General features: G+C 64.3%; 15 protein-coding genes. 10 read left to right on the top strand and 5 right to left on the bottom strand.

From position 1 onward, the window contains the following. Positions 1–156: 156 nt before the first annotated feature. From JJB99_RS27240 to JJB99_RS27220, 5 genes are all read left to right on the top strand, one after another. Positions 157–2,064: a methyl-accepting chemotaxis protein gene (locus JJB99_RS27240; RefSeq protein WP_200495348.1), complete on the top strand. Its 1,908-nt coding sequence runs from the start codon at positions 157–159 to the stop codon at positions 2,062–2,064. A gap of 270 nt (positions 2,065–2,334) precedes the next feature. Beyond that, positions 2,335–3,231 carry an SMP-30/gluconolactonase/LRE family protein gene (locus JJB99_RS27235; protein WP_200500318.1) on the top strand — a complete coding sequence of 299 codons (897 nt, stop codon included), beginning with the start codon at positions 2,335–2,337 and terminating at the stop codon, positions 3,229–3,231. Positions 3,232–3,419: 188 nt separating this feature from the next. Further along, a complete protein-coding gene (locus JJB99_RS27230; RefSeq protein ID WP_200495347.1) occupies positions 3,420–4,259 on the top strand; it encodes an aldo/keto reductase in 840 nt (279 codons plus the stop codon). A 187-nt stretch (positions 4,260–4,446) separates the two neighbouring features. Further along, entirely contained in the window at positions 4,447–5,391 is a 945-nt protein-coding gene (locus tag JJB99_RS27225; protein ID WP_200500317.1) for a DMT family transporter, read from the top strand. Positions 5,392–5,451: 60 nt separating this feature from the next. Beyond that, a complete protein-coding gene (locus JJB99_RS27220; RefSeq protein ID WP_200495346.1) occupies positions 5,452–6,531 on the top strand; it encodes a zinc-binding dehydrogenase in 1,080 nt (359 codons plus the stop codon). Between the two features lie 3 nt (positions 6,532–6,534). Here the strand turns inward: JJB99_RS27220 and JJB99_RS27215 are convergent, their stop codons facing one another. Next, positions 6,535–6,996 (bottom strand): Lrp/AsnC family transcriptional regulator, encoded by a 462-nt coding sequence (locus JJB99_RS27215; protein WP_027528875.1) that lies wholly within the window; start codon positions 6,994–6,996, stop codon positions 6,535–6,537. Between the two features lie 134 nt (positions 6,997–7,130). Between JJB99_RS27215 and JJB99_RS27210 the strand changes: the two genes are divergently transcribed. Together JJB99_RS27210 and JJB99_RS27205 are read left to right on the top strand one after the other, a co-directional pair. Then, positions 7,131–9,494: a transketolase gene (locus tag JJB99_RS27210; RefSeq protein ID WP_200495345.1), complete on the top strand. Its 2,364-nt coding sequence runs from the start codon at positions 7,131–7,133 to the stop codon at positions 9,492–9,494. Positions 9,495–9,836: 342 nt separating this feature from the next. Beyond that, positions 9,837–11,267, top strand: a complete 1,431-nt coding sequence (locus JJB99_RS27205; protein ID WP_200495344.1) for an aldehyde dehydrogenase family protein — start codon at positions 9,837–9,839, stop codon at positions 11,265–11,267. A 177-nt stretch (positions 11,268–11,444) separates the two neighbouring features. Here JJB99_RS27205 and JJB99_RS27200 read toward each other — a convergent pair whose 3' ends face one another. Then, entirely contained in the window at positions 11,445–12,422 is a 978-nt protein-coding gene (locus tag JJB99_RS27200) for an SMP-30/gluconolactonase/LRE family protein (RefSeq protein ID WP_200495343.1), read from the bottom strand. A 90-nt stretch (positions 12,423–12,512) separates the two neighbouring features. On the opposite strand from JJB99_RS27200, the gene JJB99_RS27195 reads away from it, so the two are divergent. After that, on the top strand, positions 12,513–13,334 hold the full coding sequence (locus JJB99_RS27195; RefSeq protein WP_246775000.1) for an NAD-dependent epimerase/dehydratase family protein: 822 nt from the start codon (positions 12,513–12,515) through the stop codon (positions 13,332–13,334). A 478-nt stretch (positions 13,335–13,812) separates the two neighbouring features. Here the strand turns inward: JJB99_RS27195 and JJB99_RS27190 are convergent, their stop codons facing one another. Together JJB99_RS27190 and JJB99_RS27185 are read right to left on the bottom strand one after the other, a co-directional pair. Then, positions 13,813–15,144, bottom strand: a complete 1,332-nt coding sequence (locus JJB99_RS27190) for a M48 family metalloprotease (RefSeq protein ID WP_200495342.1) — start codon at positions 15,142–15,144, stop codon at positions 13,813–13,815. A 116-nt stretch (positions 15,145–15,260) separates the two neighbouring features. Then, on the bottom strand, positions 15,261–15,905 hold the full coding sequence (locus JJB99_RS27185; protein WP_246774999.1) for a LemA family protein: 645 nt from the start codon (positions 15,903–15,905) through the stop codon (positions 15,261–15,263). Between the two features lie 86 nt (positions 15,906–15,991). Here JJB99_RS27185 and JJB99_RS27180 point away from each other — a divergent pair, with 86 nt between their 5' ends. Continuing rightward, a complete protein-coding gene (locus tag JJB99_RS27180; protein ID WP_200495341.1) occupies positions 15,992–16,663 on the top strand; it encodes a PspA/IM30 family protein in 672 nt (223 codons plus the stop codon). Further along, positions 16,663–16,947: a hypothetical protein gene (locus JJB99_RS27175; protein ID WP_200495340.1), complete on the top strand. Its 285-nt coding sequence runs from the start codon at positions 16,663–16,665 to the stop codon at positions 16,945–16,947. Before JJB99_RS27180 ends, JJB99_RS27175 begins: the two co-directional genes overlap by 1 nt. A 14-nt stretch (positions 16,948–16,961) precedes the next feature. Here JJB99_RS27175 and JJB99_RS27170 read toward each other — a convergent pair whose 3' ends face one another. After that, positions 16,962–17,648 carry a GntR family transcriptional regulator gene (locus tag JJB99_RS27170; RefSeq protein WP_200495339.1) on the bottom strand — a complete coding sequence of 229 codons (687 nt, stop codon included), beginning with the start codon at positions 17,646–17,648 and terminating at the stop codon, positions 16,962–16,964. Positions 17,649–17,810 lie beyond the last annotated feature (162 nt).

Here is a 17,810-nt window from a genome sequence, read left to right as displayed (position 1 = left end):
GGAGTTGCGGGAATATTAAGCAATTCCGGCCAGAATGAATCAATTTTGCGAATTGATAATTCTTGGGGCTGGGAACACATGTTGAGCAGACTTCGGTCGGCGCGCCGTTTTCAATTGCACGGGTTTCACCTTGGCCTACGCACGCAGGTGCTATTGTTGGGCGCGACTGGCGTCCTTATGGTGGGCGTGATCTATCTCGCCGGACGGCAGATCGAGGACCGGAGCCGCGCTGTCGCTGATCGCTTCACGCAGCTCGAATCCCAGACGGCACGCCTGTCCGAGAGCCTGCTGCAGGGGCGCGAGATCGCCACCGGCTTCCTGCAGAAGCCAACCGAGAAGAAGGTCGCCGCGCATGAGGAAACCCTGCGTGCTGCGACCTCCCATCTGACCGCCGTCGAGGACATCGCCGGCGCTCTTCCCGACGGCGATCCGCTGCGCCAGGCGCTGTCGTTCCGTCCGGTGATCAGCAGCTATGCCACCCGCTTCTCCAACGTCGTCGCAGCGCAGAAGCTCGTCGGCTTCAACGAGAATGACGGGCTCCAGGACAAATTGCGCGCGGCGGTGCACTCGGTCGAGAGCAAGCTTAGGACGTTCGACCAGCCGAGGCTTTCCGTCCTGATGCTGATGATGCGGCGGCATGAAAAGGACTTCATGCTGCGTGGCGACGAGAAATACGGAGACGAGCTGACCAAGCGGGTCGGAGAATTCCTTATCGAGCTTGCCAAAGCCGACCTGCCTGATGACGCCAAGGCGGAAATCAAGAAGCTGATCGACAGCTACAAGACCAGCTTCCTCACCTTCATGGCGGGCCAGAGCACGCTGGCCGAGGAGGCCGAGGATCTGGCGCAGATCTATGACCGGCTGCGCCCCAATCTCGAAGCTGTCAGGAACGCGGCCGGCAAGCGCCTCGATGCCGTCAGGGACGAGCTTCTGGTCGTGCAGCGCTACGTGGTGTGGTCCATCGGCATCACTGTCGTCATCATGATCGCAGTCGCGTTCTGGTTCGGACGCAGGCTCACGGCGCCGCTGACCCGCATGGTGCAGGCCATGGAGCATCTGGCGAGCGGCGACCTCGACCGTCCGATCGAGCAGATCGACCGCCGCGACGAGATCGGTAAGATCTCGGCCTCGCTCTCCGTGTTCCACCACAAGCTGCTCGAGAACCGGCAATTGACCGACGCCCGCGAGCAGGCCAAGCACGATGCGGAGGCTCAGCGCAAGCAGGCCATGCTCGAGATCGCCGACCGTTTCGAGGCGGCGGTCGGCAGCATCGTGAATGCCGTCACCGCGGCTTCCTCGGAGATCGAACTCGCCGCTGACGGATTGACCCGCACGGCGGAGGGGACGAACGCATTGTCGGCGAACGTTGCCGCAGCTTCAGGGCAGTCCTCGGCGAGCGTTCAGACGGCGGCGGCCGCGTGCGATGAAATGGTCTCGTCCGTCGGCGACGTCGGCCGGCGGGTCACGCAATCGCATCAGGTTGCGCTTGCTGCGGTCGAGCAGGCGAACCGGACCAATCTCCAGATCGAAGCGCTCTCGCAGACCGCCGACCGGATCGGCGAGGTCGTCCGGATGATCTCGGAGGTGGCCGGGCAGACCAATCTGCTGGCGCTCAACGCCACGATCGAGGCGGCGCGGGCCGGCGAGGCCGGCAGAGGCTTTGCCGTCGTCGCCTCCGAAGTCAAGGCGCTCGCCAGTCAGACTGCGAAGGCGACGGATGAGATCAGTCGTCAGGTCGCACAGATCCAGTCCGCCACGAAGCAATCGGTCGACGCCATCAAGGAGATCGGCGGCACGATCGAATCCATGGCGGAGATCGCATCGTCGATCGCGAGCTCGGTCGAGGTGCAAGGCGTCGCCGCGCAGGAGATCGCGCGCAACGTCCAGCAGGCAGCGCTAGGCGCGTCCGAAGTATCGACCAGCGTCGACGATGTCCGGCGCGGCGCATCGGAAACGGGGGCCGCCGCCGGCCAGGTCCATGGCGCGGCGCTCGCGCTGCTCGACGAAAGCAAGCGCCTGGGCAGCGAGGTCGAGCAGTTCCTGGCCACCGTCCGCGCGGCTTGAGGCGGACTACGGGCTATAAGTCTCGTGCCCCGGACGCTGCGCAGCACGAAGTGGTGCGCTGCAGAGCCGGGGCCCATCTAACAGCCGAGTGTTCGGTCTTGTGGTCCCGGCTCTGCGCAGCAACGCTGACGCGTTGCAGCGCGTCCGGGACACGAGAGTCGCGCGAGCCGGCACCGCTCCGAACGCAGCCATGCTCGTTGGCCAATCGACGCGCACGCGATTGTGCCTTATGTTGCCGCGCTCTCTCTCTAAACAATACCAACAACCATGATGTACCTGGAAACGCCGCCGCGCCTGATCGAGACAAAGATCTTCTCCGCCATGCCCGACAAATTCCGCCGCAAGGGCGTGCGGACCGATTGGGCCGATGCCAACCGGCCGGGCGTGCCGACCGACAGCTTCATCGAAGGGCCGTCGTTCGACCGTGACGGCCATCTCTACATCGTCGACATTCCCTTCGGCCGTATCTTCCGCATCGCGCCTGATGGCGAATGGTCGCTCGCGATCGAGTATGAGGGCTGGCCGAACGGCCTGAAGATCGCGGCGGACGGCCGCATCCTGATTGCCGATTACATGCACGGCATCATGGAGCTCGATACCAAGGCTGGCCGCATCAAGCCTGTTCTCACCGCACGCAATTCGGAATCGTTCCGCGGTTGCAACGATCTGCATCTCGCCTCCAACGGCGACATCTATTTTACCGATCAGGGCCAGACCGGCCTGCATGACGCAAGCGGCCGCGTTTATCGCCTGGCGTCAAATGGCCGGCTCGATTGCCTTGTTGACACCGGCATCAGCCCGAACGGGCTGGTGCTCGACCCCAGCGAGACCGTGCTGTTCGTCGCCATGACACGCGACAATGCGGTGTGGCGGCTGCCGTTCATGAAGGACGGCAGCGTGTCCAAGGTCGGCCGCTTCTGCTCGCTGTTCGGCACCAGCGGTCCTGACGGCATGACCATGGATGCCAGGGGGCGTCTGTTCGTCGGCCACGCCTCGCTCGGCCATGTTTTCGTGTTCGCGCCGAACGGTGAGCTGCTCGCGCGAATCAAGTCTTGCGCGGGACCGAACTGCACCAATGTCGCGATCGGTGGCGCGAACAAGGATCGGCTCTATATCACGGAGTCGGCGACCGGCAGCGTGCTGGTCGCGGATATAAGTGAACTGTAGCGGTTCTTCGCCTCTCCCCGCTTGCGGGGAGGGGCCGGAATTTGCGCAGCAAATTCCGGGTGAGGGGGACTCTCCGCGAGTCCAGCTGTCAGCGAGGTTGCGGACGCAGCCCCTCACCCCAACCCTCTCCCCGTAAGAACGGGGAGACGAGGCAGCGGAGTTCGGGGCAAACACATCGGCAGGACAACATGACCACAAAACCCTTCAGTAGAACCGGCGCCAGCGTCTCCGTCATCGGGCAGGGCACCTGGTATCTCGACCACGGCGACCGTACGCGCGCGATCGCAGCGCTTCAGCGCGGGCTCGATCTCGGCATGACCCATATCGACACCGCCGAGATGTATGGCGATGCCGAGCTCGTCATCGCCGATGCGATCGCGGGTCGCCGCGACGACGTGTTCCTCGTGTCAAAAGTGCTGCCGAGCAACGCCTCGCGCCGCGGCACCGTCACCGCCTGCGAGCGCTCGTTGAAGCGGCTGAAGACCGATCGCCTCGACTGCTATCTTCTGCATTGGCGCGGGTCCTATCCGCTGGAAGACACCGTTGCCGCGTTCGAGGAACTGGTGAAGGCGGGCAAGATCAAATCCTGGGGCGTCTCCAATTTCGACGCCGACGATCTCGACGACATTCTCGACGTCGCCGGCGAAGGCAGCATTGCCTGCAATCAGGTGCTCTATCACCTCAAGCAGCGCGCGATCGAGCATGCGGTGATCCCGTGGTGCGAGCAGCATGGCCTCGCAGTCGTCGCCTATTCGCCGTTCGGCCACGACGATTTTCCGGACGCGCGCAGCAAGGGCGGTGCGGTGCTGGCGCGGATCGCGGAAGCGCGTCGTGCGACGCCGCGTCAGGTCGCGCTGAGCTTCCTCACCCGTGCGACTACGGTGTTCGCGATCCCTAAGGCGTCGTCGGCGGAACATGCCGGCGAAAATGCGGCCGCCGGCGATCTCGCGCTGACGAAAGAGGAGATTTCCGCGCTCGATGCGGCGTTTCCGCGCGGTCCGAAGCCGCGTAGCCTGCCCATGCTGTAACGCACAAACGTCTATTATTAATGGAGCATTGACGCGCGCGGACGTGAGCGCATATCGGCATCCTGTTTTCGGAAGTTGCGAGCGCGGCGCATTTGTCGTTTTTTACGAGTGTTCTCGATTCGCATTTTCCCGGGTTCCGACAGTGACACCGCCGCCCGCCGCAGCCGCAAGGCTCGACAGTATTCCCATGCCTGCCATGCCGGAGAAGAAGCAGCAGGCTCGCCGCGCGCCTGCGCGCGTCGATCATCCCTTCAAGGGCATCGCGCTGGTGCTGCTGTCGACGGTGTTTCTCGGCTGCTCCGACGTTACCGCGAAATATCTGTCGTCGAGCCTGCCCTCGATCGAGATCACCTGGATCCGCTTCGTCACCTTCGCGCTGATGTTCACGCCGGTGATGCTGCCGGGCTCGCCGCTGCATGCGATGCACACCGAGCGGCTCGGCCTGCAATTGATGCGCGGCGCGGCGCTGCTCGGCTCCTCGCTGTTCTTCATCTCCGGCCTGCGCTTCCTTCCGATCGCGGAAGCCTCCGCCACCGGGTTCGTCTCGCCGTTGTTTGTCACCGCGCTCTCGATCATCTTCCTGAGCGAAAAGGTCGGCATGCGCCGCTGGATCGCCACCGCGATCGGCCTGATCGGCGTGATGATCATCCTGCGTCCGGGCTCGAACGCGTTTCACGCCGCCGCGTTCTTCCCGATCGTCTCGGCATTCTGCTGGGCCGCCGCGCTGATCCTGACGCGGATGATGAGCGGGCGCGAAGCCGTACTCACCACTATGGCCTATTCCGCGCTCACCGGCGTTGCGATCCTCAGCCTGATGGTGCCGTTCGTCTGGGTGACACCGAGCTGGACGGGAATCGGGCTCGGCATCGTGATCGGCGTTGCCTCCACCGTCGGCCAGTGGATCATCGTGCTGGCTTATCGCTACGGCGATGCCTCGGTGCTGGCGCCGTTCTCCTACACCCAGCTGCTCTGGGTCAGCATTTTGGGCTTCTTCCTGTTCGGCGAGGTCCCTGACGTCTGGACCGTCACCGGTGCGGCCTTCATCGTTGCCAGCGGTCTGTACATCGCCCATCGCGAGCGCATCCGCCGCGCCCAGCTGCTGGTGCTGGAAGAGCGTTCTCCGAACCCCTGACGCAAGTCGGCAGCTTCCGCTTCGTGGTATCAACGGCTCCAGCAACAGGGGAGGAGCCGGATGCGCGCTGCCATTTTCAGAAACGGCGAGATTGTCGCTGGCCAGATGGCCGAGCCGAAGCCGGGCAACGGCCAGGTGCTGGTCAGGACGCTCGCCTGCGGCATCTGCGGCTCCGACCTGCATGCGCGCCAGCACGCTCCCCACATGGCGGAGATGGCAAGGAAGACCGGGCGCACGCCGATGGATCTGTCGCGCGACGTCGTGTTCGGTCACGAATTCTGTTGCGAGATCGTCGACTACGGCCCCGGCACTGAACGCAAGCTCAAACCGGGGACGCATGTCTGTTCGCTGCCCGCGCTGCTGATGCCGGAGGGCATCAAGGGCATTGGCTATTCCAACGACTTTGTCGGCGGCTATGCGGAGCAGATGATTTTGAGCGAGCCGCTGCTGCTCGAAGTGCCCAATGGTCTCGCGCCGGAACATGCCGCGCTGACCGAGCCGCTCGCGGTGGGCGTGCATGCTGTCGCAAAGGCCAATATCCAGGGCGGTGAGGTGCCGCTCGTGATCGGCTGCGGCCCGGTCGGGCTCGCGGTGATCGCGGCGCTGAAGCTCAAAGGCTTGCATCCGATCGTCGCTGCGGACTATTCGCCGGCGCGGCGCGCGCTTGCCGGAAAGTTTGGTGCCGATATCGTCGTCGATCCCAGGGTCTCGCAGCCCTATGCGACCTGGGCCGAGCACGCGCAGATGTCGGAGGCTGAGAAGGCCGCGCGCCCGCCGCTCCAGGCGATGCTCCCCGCGCTGAAGCCCGCCATCATCTTCGAATGCGTCGGCGTGCCCGGCCTGCTCCAGCAGGTGTTCGAGGGCGCCCCGCGCGATGCGCGCATCGTCGTGGTCGGCGTCTGCATGGAGAGCGACGGATACGAGCCTATGCTCGGCATCGTGAAGGAGCTCAACGTTCAGTACGTGCTCGGCTATACGCCGGACGAGTTTGCGGCCTCGCTGCGCCTGATCGCGGAGGGACAGGTCGATGCAGCCGCGATGATGACGGCGGCAGTGGGCATCGATGGGGTAGCAAAGGCGTTTGCCGATCTCGCCAACCCTGAAACCCACACCAAGATCATCGTGCAGCCGTGGAGATGAGGCCTACACCGGCAGCGCGATCGAATACTTCACCTGGCTCAGGGCAAAGCTCGACTCGATCGAGGCGATGCCGTCGAGCCGGGTCAGCTTGGTCTTGAGAAAGGTTTCGTAGGAAGCGAGGTCCGCCGCGACGACGCGCAACAGATAGTCGCGGTTGCCGGTCATCAGATAGCACTCCAGCACCTCGTCCCATTTCGAGATGGCGCGGGCGAAGCGGTTGAGGTCCTCCTCCTTCTGCCGTGCCAGCTTGATCGAGATGAAGACGCTGACATGCAGACCGAGCGCCTTCTGGTCCACGGTGGCGATGTAGCGGCTGATGACGCCGCGCTCTTCCAGCAGCTTGACCCGGCGGTGGCAGGGCGAGACCGAGAGCCCGACCTTGTCGGCGAGCTCCTGCATGGTCAGCCGGCTGTCGGTCTGGAGAGAGCTGAGGATTTTGCGGTCAATGGCGTCGAGCTCGGGCATTGGGATGGAGCCTGGTCTGGGAGGGGTCGGTTGGGAAAATATCCCAATATCGGCGGATCTGGCGCGAAAAATTGAGAAGTTTGGCGCCAAGCGCAGGCGTATCATGAGGAACTGATTTTCCGGGAGCATTGCCCATGCCCGTTGATTCCACGCGTCTCGACATGTTGACAGCCCTGAGCCGCAAGGCGCTGTGGCTGTCGTCGTGGACCATCCATCACGCCAACCACATCCGCCCCAACGCGGACGGCCTCAAGGTCGGCGGCCATCAGGCCTCGTCCGCCTCGCTGGCGACTATCATGTCGGCGCTGTATTTTAGCGTGCTGAGACCTGAGGATCGCGTCGCGGTGAAGCCGCATGCGAGCCCGGTGTTCCACGCCATCCAGTATCTGTTCGGCCGGCAGAGTCGCGACAAGCTGGAGAACTTTCGCGGCTTCAAGGGCGCGCAGTCCTATCCCTCGCGCACCAAGGACGTCGACGACGTCGATTTCTCGACCGGCTCCGTTGGCCTCGGCGTCGCGCAGACGCTGTTCGCCTCGCTGGTGCAGGACTACGTCAAGGCGCATGGCTGGATGAAGGACCGGCGTGAAGGGCGGATGATTGCCCTCGTCGGCGATGCCGAGATGGATGAGGGCAACATTTTCGAAGCGCTCGCCGAGGGCTGGAAGCACGGGCTGCGCAACACCTGGTGGGTGGTCGACTACAACAGGCAGTCGCTCGACGCCGTCGTCCGTGAAGGGCTCTGGGAAAAGTTCGAGACCATGTTCCGCAATTTCGGCTGGGACGTGGTGATCGTGAAATACGGCCGGCTGATGCGCGAGGCCTTTGCCGAACCCGGCGGCGAGGCGCTGAAAGAGTGGATCGACAATTGCCCGAACGCGCTCTACGCCGCGCTGTGCTTCCAGGGCGGCGCCGCCTTCAGAAAACATCTGCATGACGAGATCGGCGACCAGGGGCCGATCACCAAGCTGATCGATCGCCGCAGCGACGAGGAACTGCTCGCACTGATGTCAAACCTCGGCGGCCACGACATGGCCAGCATGCTCGAGGCGTTCGAATCCATCGATCACGATCGCCCGGTCTGCTTCATCGCCTACACCATCAAGGGCGTCGGCCTGCCGTTCCAGGGTCACAAGGACAATCATGCCGGCCTAATGACCGTCGCGCAGATGGAGAAATATCGCGAGAGCCAGAACATCCGCCCGGGCCACGAATGGGACAAGTACGAAGGCCTGACGCAAAGCGCTGCAGAACTCGACGCATTCCTCGCGCGCGTGCCGTTCAATCAGGACGGCCGCCGGTTCACCGCGCCCGTCGTCGAGGTGCCGCAGCAGCTCGCATTCAAGCCGTCGGCGCAGATGTCGACCCAACAAGGTTTCGGTCTCGTGCTGAACGAGATCGCGCGCAGCGACAGCGAACTCGCAAAACGCATCGTCACGACCTCGCCCGACGTCACCGTCTCGACCAATCTCGGCCCCTGGGTGAACCGCCGCGGCCTGTTCGCGCGTGCCGAGAAGGCGGACCTATTCCGCAGCGAGAAAATTCCCTCGACTTACAACTGGGACGCCTCGCCCAAGGGACAGCACCTCGAGCTCGGCATCGCCGAGATGAACCTGTTCATCATGCTCTCGGCACTCGGCCTGTCGCACCAGATCAACGGCGAGCGGCTGCTGCCGGTCGGCACGCTCTACGATCCCTTTATCGAGCGCGGTCTCGATGCACTGAACTATGCCTGCTACCAGGATGCGCGCTTCATGGTGGCGGCGACACCGTCCGGCATCTCGCTCGCGCCGGAAGGCGGCGCGCACCAGTCGATCGCAACGCCGCTGATCGGCATGGCGCAGGACGGGCTCGCCTCGTTCGAGCCGGCCTTCGTCGACGAGCTCGCCGTGATCATGGGTTGGGGATTCCAGCACATGCAGCGCGAGCCGGGCGAGGGCGGTTCGGTTTACTTAAGACTCTCGACGCGCAGCATCGAGCAGGCGCAGCGCATCGTGACACCGGACCTGCAGCAGGGCATCACCGACGGCGCCTATTGGCTGCGCAAGCCGGGCCCGAATGCCGAAGTCGTGATCGCCTATACCGGCGCGATTGCGCCGGAAGCGATCGAGGCGACCGGCTTCATCGGCGAGAGCCGCCGCGACATCGGCCTGCTCGCGATCACCTCGGCTGACCGCTTGCATGCGGGCTGGACCGCCGCGCGAAAATTGCGGCGCGACCGGCGCGGCGTGCAGCACCTCAGCCACATCGAAAAGCTGCTGGCGCCGCTGCCGCGCGACTGCGGCATCGTGACCGTGATCGACGGCCATCCGTCTGCGCTCGGCTGGCTCGGCAGCGTCCGCGGCCATCGCGTCGAGGCGCTCGGCGTCGAGCAGTTCGGCCAGACCGGCAGCATCGCCGACCTCTACCGCCACTACGGCATCGATGCGAATGCGATCATCGATGCGGCCGAAAGCCTCACCACGGGCGCGCCGGTGCTGCATCGGAAGATGGCGGTGTAGGGGAGACAACCGGGGCCATTGGGCCCCGGCTCTGCAGCGCATCACTGAACCGGACGATGCTTCGCATCGCCGGGGAAGTGCTGCGCTGTGTCCGGGGCACGAAAGTGGTTGCACTCGTTCTAATCTCGTGTCCCGGACAAGGCGCGACATGAAATGTCGCGGTGCAGAGCCGGGACCTAGGTTCTTGCGATTGATGGCCGCTTGCCTCACTTCAAAACGCGTCGCATATTCCGCGCGTCCGCCGCAACGCTGGCCCCGCATATGGCGGGTTCAATTGCTGGCGCTTTCGTGCAAGGATGTCTGCCGAAACGCCCCCTCCAAGCCCCCAAGAAGAGGTCACAGATGGTCAATCGCATGCAATTCTACATCGACGGCGCCTGGGTCGATCCCGCCGTCAAGAAGTCCACCGCCGTGGTCAATCCCGCGACGGAAGAGACGATGTACGAGGTTGCGCTGGGCTCCAAGGCCGACGTCGACAAGGCGGTCGCCGCCGCCAAGCGCGCCTTTGCAACCTTCTCCCAAACCAGCCGTGACGAGCGCGTCGCGCTGCTGTCGAAGATCATCGAGATCTACAAGGGCCGCCTCAAGGAGATCGGCGCCGCGGTCTCCGACGAGATGGGCGCGCCGTTGCCGATGGCGGAGAAGCTCCAGGCCGGCGCCGGCCTCGGCCATCTCATGACCACGCTCGACGTGCTCAAGAACTATCATTTCGAGGAGCCGGTCGGCACCGCCATGGTGCTGCGCGAGCCGATCGGCGTGGTTGGCATGATCACGCCCTGGAACTGGCCGCTGAACCAGATCGCTTGCAAGGTTGCGCCCGCGCTTGCCGCCGGCTGCACCATGATCCTGAAGCCCAGCGAGTTCACCCCGACCTCGGCTTTGATTTTTGCGGAGATCCTCCACGAGGCCGGCGTGCCGAAAGGCGTGTTCAACCTTGTCAACGGCCTCGGGCCCGAGGTCGGCGCCGCCATGAGCGAGCACCCTGATATCGACATGATCTCCTTCACCGGCTCGACCCGCGCCGGCATCGACGTCGCCAAGCGCGCAGCGCCGACGGTGAAGCGCGTCAGCCAGGAGCTCGGCGGCAAGTCGCCGAACGTCATCCTCGAAGGCGCCGACCTGCAGAAGGCGGTGACCGGCGGCGTGATGCACATGTTCAACAACTCCGGCCAGTCCTGTAACGCGCCCTCGCGCATGATCGTGCCGCTCTCGAAGATGAAGGAGGTCGCCGCGATCGCGAAGGCGGTCGCCGACAAGACCAAAGCCGGCGATCCCCGCGCTGAAGGCACCACGATCGGCCCCGTCGTCAACCGCGGCCAGTGGGACAAGATCCAGGGCCTGATCAAGAAAGGCATCGACGAGGGCGCAACCCTCGTCGCCGGCGGCCCGGGCCTGCCTGAAGGCGTCAACAAGGGCTTCTATGTCCGCCCGACCATCTTCGCCGACGTCACCCCCGATATGACGATCGCCCGCGAAGAGATCTTCGGACCGGTGCTGACCATCATCGGCGCCAAGGACGAAGCCGACGCCGTGCAGATCGCCAACGACACGCCTTACGGACTCGCCGGTTATGTCTATGGCCCGTCGGTCGAGGACGCCAAGCGCGTCGGCCGCCAGATCCGCGCCGGCAACGTCAACCTCCAGGGCGTGCCGAACGACCGCACCGCGCCGTTCGGCGGCTACAAGCAATCCGGCAACGGCCGCGAATGGGGCAAGTTCGGCCTGGAGGAATATCTCGAGGCGAAGGCCGTCGCCGGCTACAACGCGGCGTAAGTTTTAGCCGCCGAATGAACAGAACGCCGGAGCGGGCAACCGCTCCGGCGTTTTTGTTTCGTCATTCCGGGGCCTCGCGCAGCGACGAGCCCGGAATCCATTCGTCTACGGACCGCGTCGCGCGATGGATTCCGGGCTCGCGCCGAAGAGGCGCGCCCCGGAATGACGGCCGAGAGCCTATCCCCCCACCGCACCCTGCGTGTTGACATACAGCGCGTAGATCGACTGGCTCGCGGCCATGAACAGGCGGTTGCGCTTGAGGCCGCCGAAGCAGAGATTGGCACATCGTTCAGGCAATGCGATACGCCCGATCATGACGCCGTCGGGCGCGAACACCACGACGCCGTCGAGCTCGGGATCGCCCATGCCCCAGCCGCACCAGAGATTGCCATCGATGTCGCAGCGCATGCCGTCGGGCGTGCCCGGGCCGGCATCGATGTGGACGCGCTTGTTGGAAATCGTGGTGCCATCAGCCGAAACGTCATAGGCGAGGATCTTGCGGTACGGCACGCCGCGCGATTCCACGACGTAGAGGATCGTCTCGTCCGGCGAGAAGCACAGCCCGTTCGGGCCGAGCACGCCTTCGGCGACAACGGTCGCCTTGCCGGTCGCGGGGTCGAGCCGGTAGACGTTCGGCTCGATCTCGCTCTCGGCCTTATAGCCCTCGTAATTGCCGAGCAGGCCGAAGGTCGGATCGGTGAACCAGATCGAGCCGTCGGACTTCACCACGATGTCGTTCGGCGAGTTCAGCCGTTTGCCGCCAAATGAATCCATCAGCACGGTGATGCTGCCGTCATATTCGGTGCGCACCACACGGCGCCCGCCGTGCTCGCAGGTGACGAGCCGGCCCTGGCGGTCGCGCGTGTTGCCGTTGGCGAAATTCGAGGGCTTGCGGAACACCGAGAGCGCGCCGGTCTCCTCCTCCCATTTGATGATGCGCTGGTTCGGGATGTCGCTGCACAGGAGGTAGCGCCCGTCGCCGAACCAGACCGGGCCCTCGGCCCAGCGCAGGCCGGTCGCAATCCGCTCCACCGCGGATAGTTTCAGCCAGTATTTCTCGAAGCGGGGATCGAGCGCACGGATCGCCGGATCGGGATAATAGGTCGCCGGCCGCCAGCCTGGCCGCTCCTGGATGTGGGACGATGCCTCATTCATGTCAGTTCTCTCGTTTCGTTCCCTCTGGACAATCCAGCTATCATTAGAGACACGTGACGGCAAATCGGTCACCAAAAAACGAGGGATCACATGCGTATCTTGATGACGGGAGCTTCGGGCGGAATCGGCACGAGCCTGCGAAGACTGTTGCCGCCGATCTATCCGGATCTCCTGCTCTCCGACATCAAGCCGCCCGCTGATCTCGGCGCGAACGAGAAGTTCAAGGCGGCGGACCTTGCCGATCTCGCGCAATGCGAGGCGATCTGCGAGGGCATCGACGGCATCATCCATTTTGGCGGCTACTCGGTCGAAGGCACCTGGGATCAGATCCTTCAGGCCAACATTATCGGCGGCTACAATTTGTTCGAAGCGGCGTACCGCCGGGGCGTCAAGCGCGTGGTGTTCGCCTCCTCGAACCATGCCGTCGGCTTCTATCCGCGCCACCACAAGATCGGCACCGACGTCACCCCGCGTCCCGACGGGCGCTACGGCGTCAGCAAGGTGTTCGGCGAGGCGGTCGGTGCGCTCTACGCCGACAAGCACGGGATGAGGGTGACCTGCCTGCGCATCGGCAATTTCGGCGACATGCCACTCGACCAGCGCCGGCTTGCGATCTGGCTCAAGCCCGACGACCTCGTGCAGCTCTGCCGCATCGGGCTTGAACATCCCGACATCCATTTCGAAATCTTCTACGGCGCCTCCCTGAACGAGCGCGCCTGGTGGGACAACCATCGCGCATACGAATTCGGCTATCGCCCCACGGGACGCGCCGAGGATTTCCGCGAGCACGCGATGGCCGAGCAGGCCAAGCTCAAGCCCGATCCGATCGGCGACTATTTTCAGGGCGGCGCGTTCTGCAGCAACGAATTCGATGGCGATGCGAGCCGGATTGTTGACTGGAGCAAGCGCTAGCCGCGCGACTCGGTGGCGCCTATCCGGCCGCCGGTGAGGTCCGCTATGATGAAGGTCAATGCGGCCGGCGAGATCGTCCCGGGCCTGACGCGCAAGGGCTGATCAACCGGTCTTGCCTGCTTGACCGCGGCGCGCCGTGCACGAAATGAAGTCGAACGGCGTTCTCGCGAGGAGCTCGAGCTCGGCCGGCTCCAGAGCGGATAGCGATGGCACAAAGTCTGGATCGGCCAGACGTGCGCGCAGGAGGGCAATGGTGGCCCGGTGCTCCGGGGCTTCGTTGGCCTTGGCCTCGACTTCAAGGCCGGGGATCGCCGAAGAAGCGATGAATGACGCTGCCCAGAAGCTTGCGCGCTGAGCCTCAGATACCTGGCGAGCGATACCGTCTCGCCGGCCTTCGGCACGTCCGTGACCTTGTAGAGCCCGCTGTGGCCAACCGAATAGTAATCGGTCTGAAAGCAGCCCGTGCGCTGGACCTCTGTCAGTTGGGCTTCCGGCTCTGGATATGGGTGAAGGTTGACGCCCGGCCGGGGGCCATGATCCCGAGGATGTTGGACTCGCCACGATGAGCGGCCAGCAGTTTGTCCATCGTCGTATCGCAGTCGACCGGGTTTGTCCCCAGACCTGCGGCCCGGCCATAGCCTTGCATCATGCAGCGCAAGCCCTCGCCGCCCATCGCGAAGAACGTCCGCAGCGGCGCCGGATCGAGCGCCCGGGCGAGCGCCGCTGGGCTGGTGAGGTCGGCGCTATGGAACCACAGAAACAGGCCGATCGCGGCAACGGCTCCTAAGGTCTCCTCCCACGTCAGACCGAGCCTGTTGAGGTCGCTCTCAAACGTGGCGGGCGCAAGCGCGCCCCGAAATCCGTTTCGCGCATCGCGGATCGCGGGCGGGCGGAGGCCAAGGCCATTTGCGGAACGGAGTTCAATTGGCCGCGTGTCCCGCCGCGCGGGCGCGATCAGTGCCATCGACCCCGTGACGGAAACGATCGCGGCCACGCGCTCGGCGATCGTGGGATGGGTGGCAAGTGCTCCCTGATGCGGTCCATCGATCATCATGGCGTCCTGGCCGGCGGCAAGCCCCGGGATGGCGCTGCGCCCCTCGATACGCTGCAATGCCGACACCAGCGCGGACGGGTTCTGGGTCAGTCGGACCGCTTCAGCATCGGCGATGAACTCGCGCGCCGAAGCGATCAACAGGCGCACGAGATGAGTGCCATCGAGCGCGAGGCGGCGCAGGAACGCGACGACGAGGACCAGCACCACCATCATCGGCATCGCGATCGCCACGATCGGCATCGCGACGGCCTGCTGGATCTTGTTCACCCGCTTCGTGTCGCGCCGCGGCTGGAGGAACCTGAGCGTATCGAGGCAGATGTTGGTTGCCGCAATCAGCCGGATGTCGCCGTTGACCACATGGACGATCTCGTGCGCGGCCACGGCCGCGAGCTCGTCATCGTCCAGGGCGTCGATCAGGCCGCGCGTGAAGACCAGGACGGCGTCCTTGCGCCGGATGCCGCAGGCAAATGCGTTGAGCGCGGAGCTGTCGACGACGCCGACATAGGGCGTCGGCAGGCCGGCCGCGATCGCCAGCGGCTCGACGATGCGGCAGAGGCGCGGCTCGTCGAGATCGTCAACGAAGCGAAAATTCGTTCGTCGGCGCACCGTGCGGACGTGCCAGGCCATCTGCACGGCAAACAACAGGGCGCCGGCGATGGTAATGATGGGCACCCAGCGGACCAGATATCCAATCCAGCCGTATAACGGCGCGTGCTCGGGATCGACCATCGCAAGGGGCACCAGCAGCGCCAGCATGGCGAGCAGGTGAAATGCCAGAACGAAGCCCGCAAATAGCGCGAGCGAGCGCGTATCATTGTTACGGACGTGGCCGTAGAGCCCGTTCACCCGCATGGCGAGGTCCTCGTCTTCGATCAGAATTTGACTGCGAGGGGTTCGTCGATCAGAACGCGTTCGATGCCGAGATCGTATGGCTTGCGCGCGCCCATCCTGAACACGCGGCCGATATAGCTTCCGGGAAACTGCCGCAGCGTCGTCGCATATTCCTCGACGGCCAGATTGTAGAAGCGCCGCGAAGCGGTGATGCGATTTTCCGCATCGATGAGTTCGCGCCTGAGCTCGGAAAAATGGCCGGACGCCTTGAGTTCGGGATAGCGCTCCGCCATTCCGATCAATGCGTTGATGTTTTGAGTCAAATCTTTCTCGGCGCTGAGCCGCAGCTCGGGGGTGGCGGCTTGCAGCGCCGCGGTGCGCGCCTGGGTGATGCCCAGGAGAATGTCGTTCTCATGCTCAACGAAACCGCGCACCGTCTCCACCAGCGGCGGAATCAGGTTGTGACGGTGCTTCAGATGGACGTCGATGTCGCCAAACGCGGTGTCGCAGCGCTGGTCGAGCGCGACGAGACGATTGTGCGTCGCGTAGGCGACATAGGAAGGCACGGCAATGAACAGCAGCAGCGTCGCTAGGCAAACAATGACCAATGACAATAACATGACACACTCTCTCCCTGGGGTGCCTTGCCTCCAGGGTACCGCGTGCCGGTTGCGGAATCCTTGCAAACAGCTGCTAAAGTTGTCGTTTGGAATAACACTACCTTAAATGAATTCTGCGCCTACTCCGTGCAGATTTCACAAAGGGGTTCTTCATGGCTGAATCGATTTTCGCGCGTGTGTCCCGTCTGCTCTCGGCAAAAGTCGAGGACACTGTTGATCGGATGGAAAAGGCCGGCAGCGATGCCGTCATGCGCGAGGCAATCCGCGAGGCGGATCGTGCAATCGACGAGGTGAAGGCGGAGCATGAAGCCACGATGGCGCGCCGGCTGCAGGCTGCGCGTCAGCAGAAGATGCTCGCCGAGCGCGCCGAGGAGTTGACCGCCAAAGCCAAATTCGCCGTGGACCAGCAGCGCGATGATCTCGCCGAGGCCGCGCTGAGCCGCCAGATCGACTTCGAGGATCAGGCGAAGAAGCTGGACGCCGTTCAGGAGCAGACGCACGAGCTGGAGAAGCGTCTGGAAGACAGCCTCACCGCGCTTCAGGCGCGCAAGCGCCAGATGGAGGATACGCTCCAGGCCTTCACGATGTCGCAGCAGCAGGCGGCGTTTGGCGGCCACGGCCCGGCGCAGCCGAGCCGCTCGGCGGAGAAGAAGGTGGACGCAGCCGAAAAGGCGTTCGATCGCGCAATGACCGGAGCCGGCGGCGTTGGCTTCACGCGCACCGACGCCTCCACGATCAACCGCGTTGCAGAGATCGACGGCATGCAGAAGAGCGCCAGCGTGGCCGAGCGGCTTGCCGCGCTGAAAGCCGGGCAGGCTGCCTGATGATCCGCAAACCGGCCGCAACATGGGGCCAGCCGGACGACGATCGAGTCGTCCGGACCGTCCGCACGGCGTCCGCGGCCGCCGAGACCAGCTACAGCCTGGCACAACGCGGCGGCACGGCCATCGTCGGATTGATCTTGTACGGCTCTGCGGCGCTCTGGGGCTTTGCCGCGATTGTGTCGGGCCTTGCGGGCAGCCTTCCGAGTTTTATCGGTATTGGTGCGATGGCTGCTTTCGCGTTCTGGGGCGGTCGCAAGGCCTTTGCAAAGGCGCGCGCGGGTTAGACCGGAAGCCGGCGCTAGGGTTTCGTTTGCTCGCCGGCGATCCTCGCCAGATAATCCTCCTTGCTGAACTGCATGTGATCCACACACAGCTGCGCCAACGCCCAGCTGTCGCGGCCCTTCAGCAGTTCGATCATCAATTCATGCTGACGCCGCGATTGCGCCAGCCCCTCGCGGTCGGCGAGATTCTTCGCGCGCATCGGCAGCGTCAGGTTCATGTAGTGCTCGAGTGAGCGCACCAGATAGGGATTGCCGCAAGCCGAGAACAGCGCGAGGTGGAAGGCGTCGTTGGCCTCGTGGAGGCCGCGTAAGTCCTGCACCTCGGCTCTCGCACAATATCGCCGTTGCAGCGCAGTCAGCTCGTCGATCAGGGTTTGCGGCGCGGGCAGGGGGATCATCAGCGCGGCCTGCCGGGTCAGCATTTCCCGGACCTCGTAGATCTGCCGGACCTCCTCGGCCGAGTAGAACCGCACGGTGGCGCCGACATTCTTCTCGCGGCGAACGATGCCGCGGCGCTCGGCATCCACCAGCGCTTGCCGCACAAAGTGCCTGGAGGTGCCGTAGCGCGACATCAGCGCGTCTTCGGTGAGGCGCGCGCCCGGCGGCAGGCGGCCGAAGATGATGTCCTCCTCCAGCCGCGCAACGACGTCGTCCGGATCGTCGCGCCGGACCGGCATGCTGTCTGCGGTGCGAATGTCGGACATGCCCTCAGTCTCGGCCTCTCGCCTTGTGGAGCAGGGAAGGGCGGGATTGTCAATAATTTGCATCACGTGCGGCGCCGTACGCCGGAAACCGCGACAATATGGACCAATCTTATTGACAATCGAGGGGCAGCCTGTACCACAATGGCAGCGTTAAGGAGTGGC

The organism is Bradyrhizobium diazoefficiens, assembly GCF_016616235.1.
GTDB lineage: Bacteria > Pseudomonadota > Alphaproteobacteria > Rhizobiales > Xanthobacteraceae > Bradyrhizobium > Bradyrhizobium diazoefficiens_H.
This window is presented reverse-complemented; position numbering and strand designations above follow the sequence as displayed.

Coding starts and splice junctions, on each gene's coding strand:
- JJB99_RS27235 (WP_200500318.1), top strand. CDS start 2,335: ATGTACCTGGAAACGCCGCCGCGCCTGATCGAGACAAAGATCTTCTCC.
- JJB99_RS27230 (WP_200495347.1), top strand. CDS start 3,420: ATGACCACAAAACCCTTCAGTAGAACCGGCGCCAGCGTCTCCGTCATC.
- JJB99_RS27225 (WP_200500317.1), top strand. CDS start 4,447: ATGCCTGCCATGCCGGAGAAGAAGCAGCAGGCTCGCCGCGCGCCTGCG.
- JJB99_RS27220 (WP_200495346.1), top strand. CDS start 5,452: ATGCGCGCTGCCATTTTCAGAAACGGCGAGATTGTCGCTGGCCAGATG.
- JJB99_RS27215 (WP_027528875.1), bottom strand. CDS start 6,996: ATGCCCGAGCTCGACGCCATTGACCGCAAAATCCTCAGCTCTCTCCAG.
- JJB99_RS27210 (WP_200495345.1), top strand. CDS start 7,131: ATGCCCGTTGATTCCACGCGTCTCGACATGTTGACAGCCCTGAGCCGC.
- JJB99_RS27205 (WP_200495344.1), top strand. CDS start 9,837: ATGGTCAATCGCATGCAATTCTACATCGACGGCGCCTGGGTCGATCCC.
- JJB99_RS27200 (WP_200495343.1), bottom strand. CDS start 12,422: ATGAATGAGGCATCGTCCCACATCCAGGAGCGGCCAGGCTGGCGGCCG.
- JJB99_RS27195 (WP_246775000.1), top strand. CDS start 12,513: ATGCGTATCTTGATGACGGGAGCTTCGGGCGGAATCGGCACGAGCCTG.
- JJB99_RS27190 (WP_200495342.1), bottom strand. CDS start 15,144: ATGCTGGCGCTGCTGGTGCCCCTTGCGATGGTCGATCCCGAGCACGCG.
- JJB99_RS27180 (WP_200495341.1), top strand. CDS start 15,992: ATGGCTGAATCGATTTTCGCGCGTGTGTCCCGTCTGCTCTCGGCAAAA.
- JJB99_RS27175 (WP_200495340.1), top strand. CDS start 16,663: ATGATCCGCAAACCGGCCGCAACATGGGGCCAGCCGGACGACGATCGA.
- JJB99_RS27170 (WP_200495339.1), bottom strand. CDS start 17,648: ATGTCCGACATTCGCACCGCAGACAGCATGCCGGTCCGGCGCGACGAT.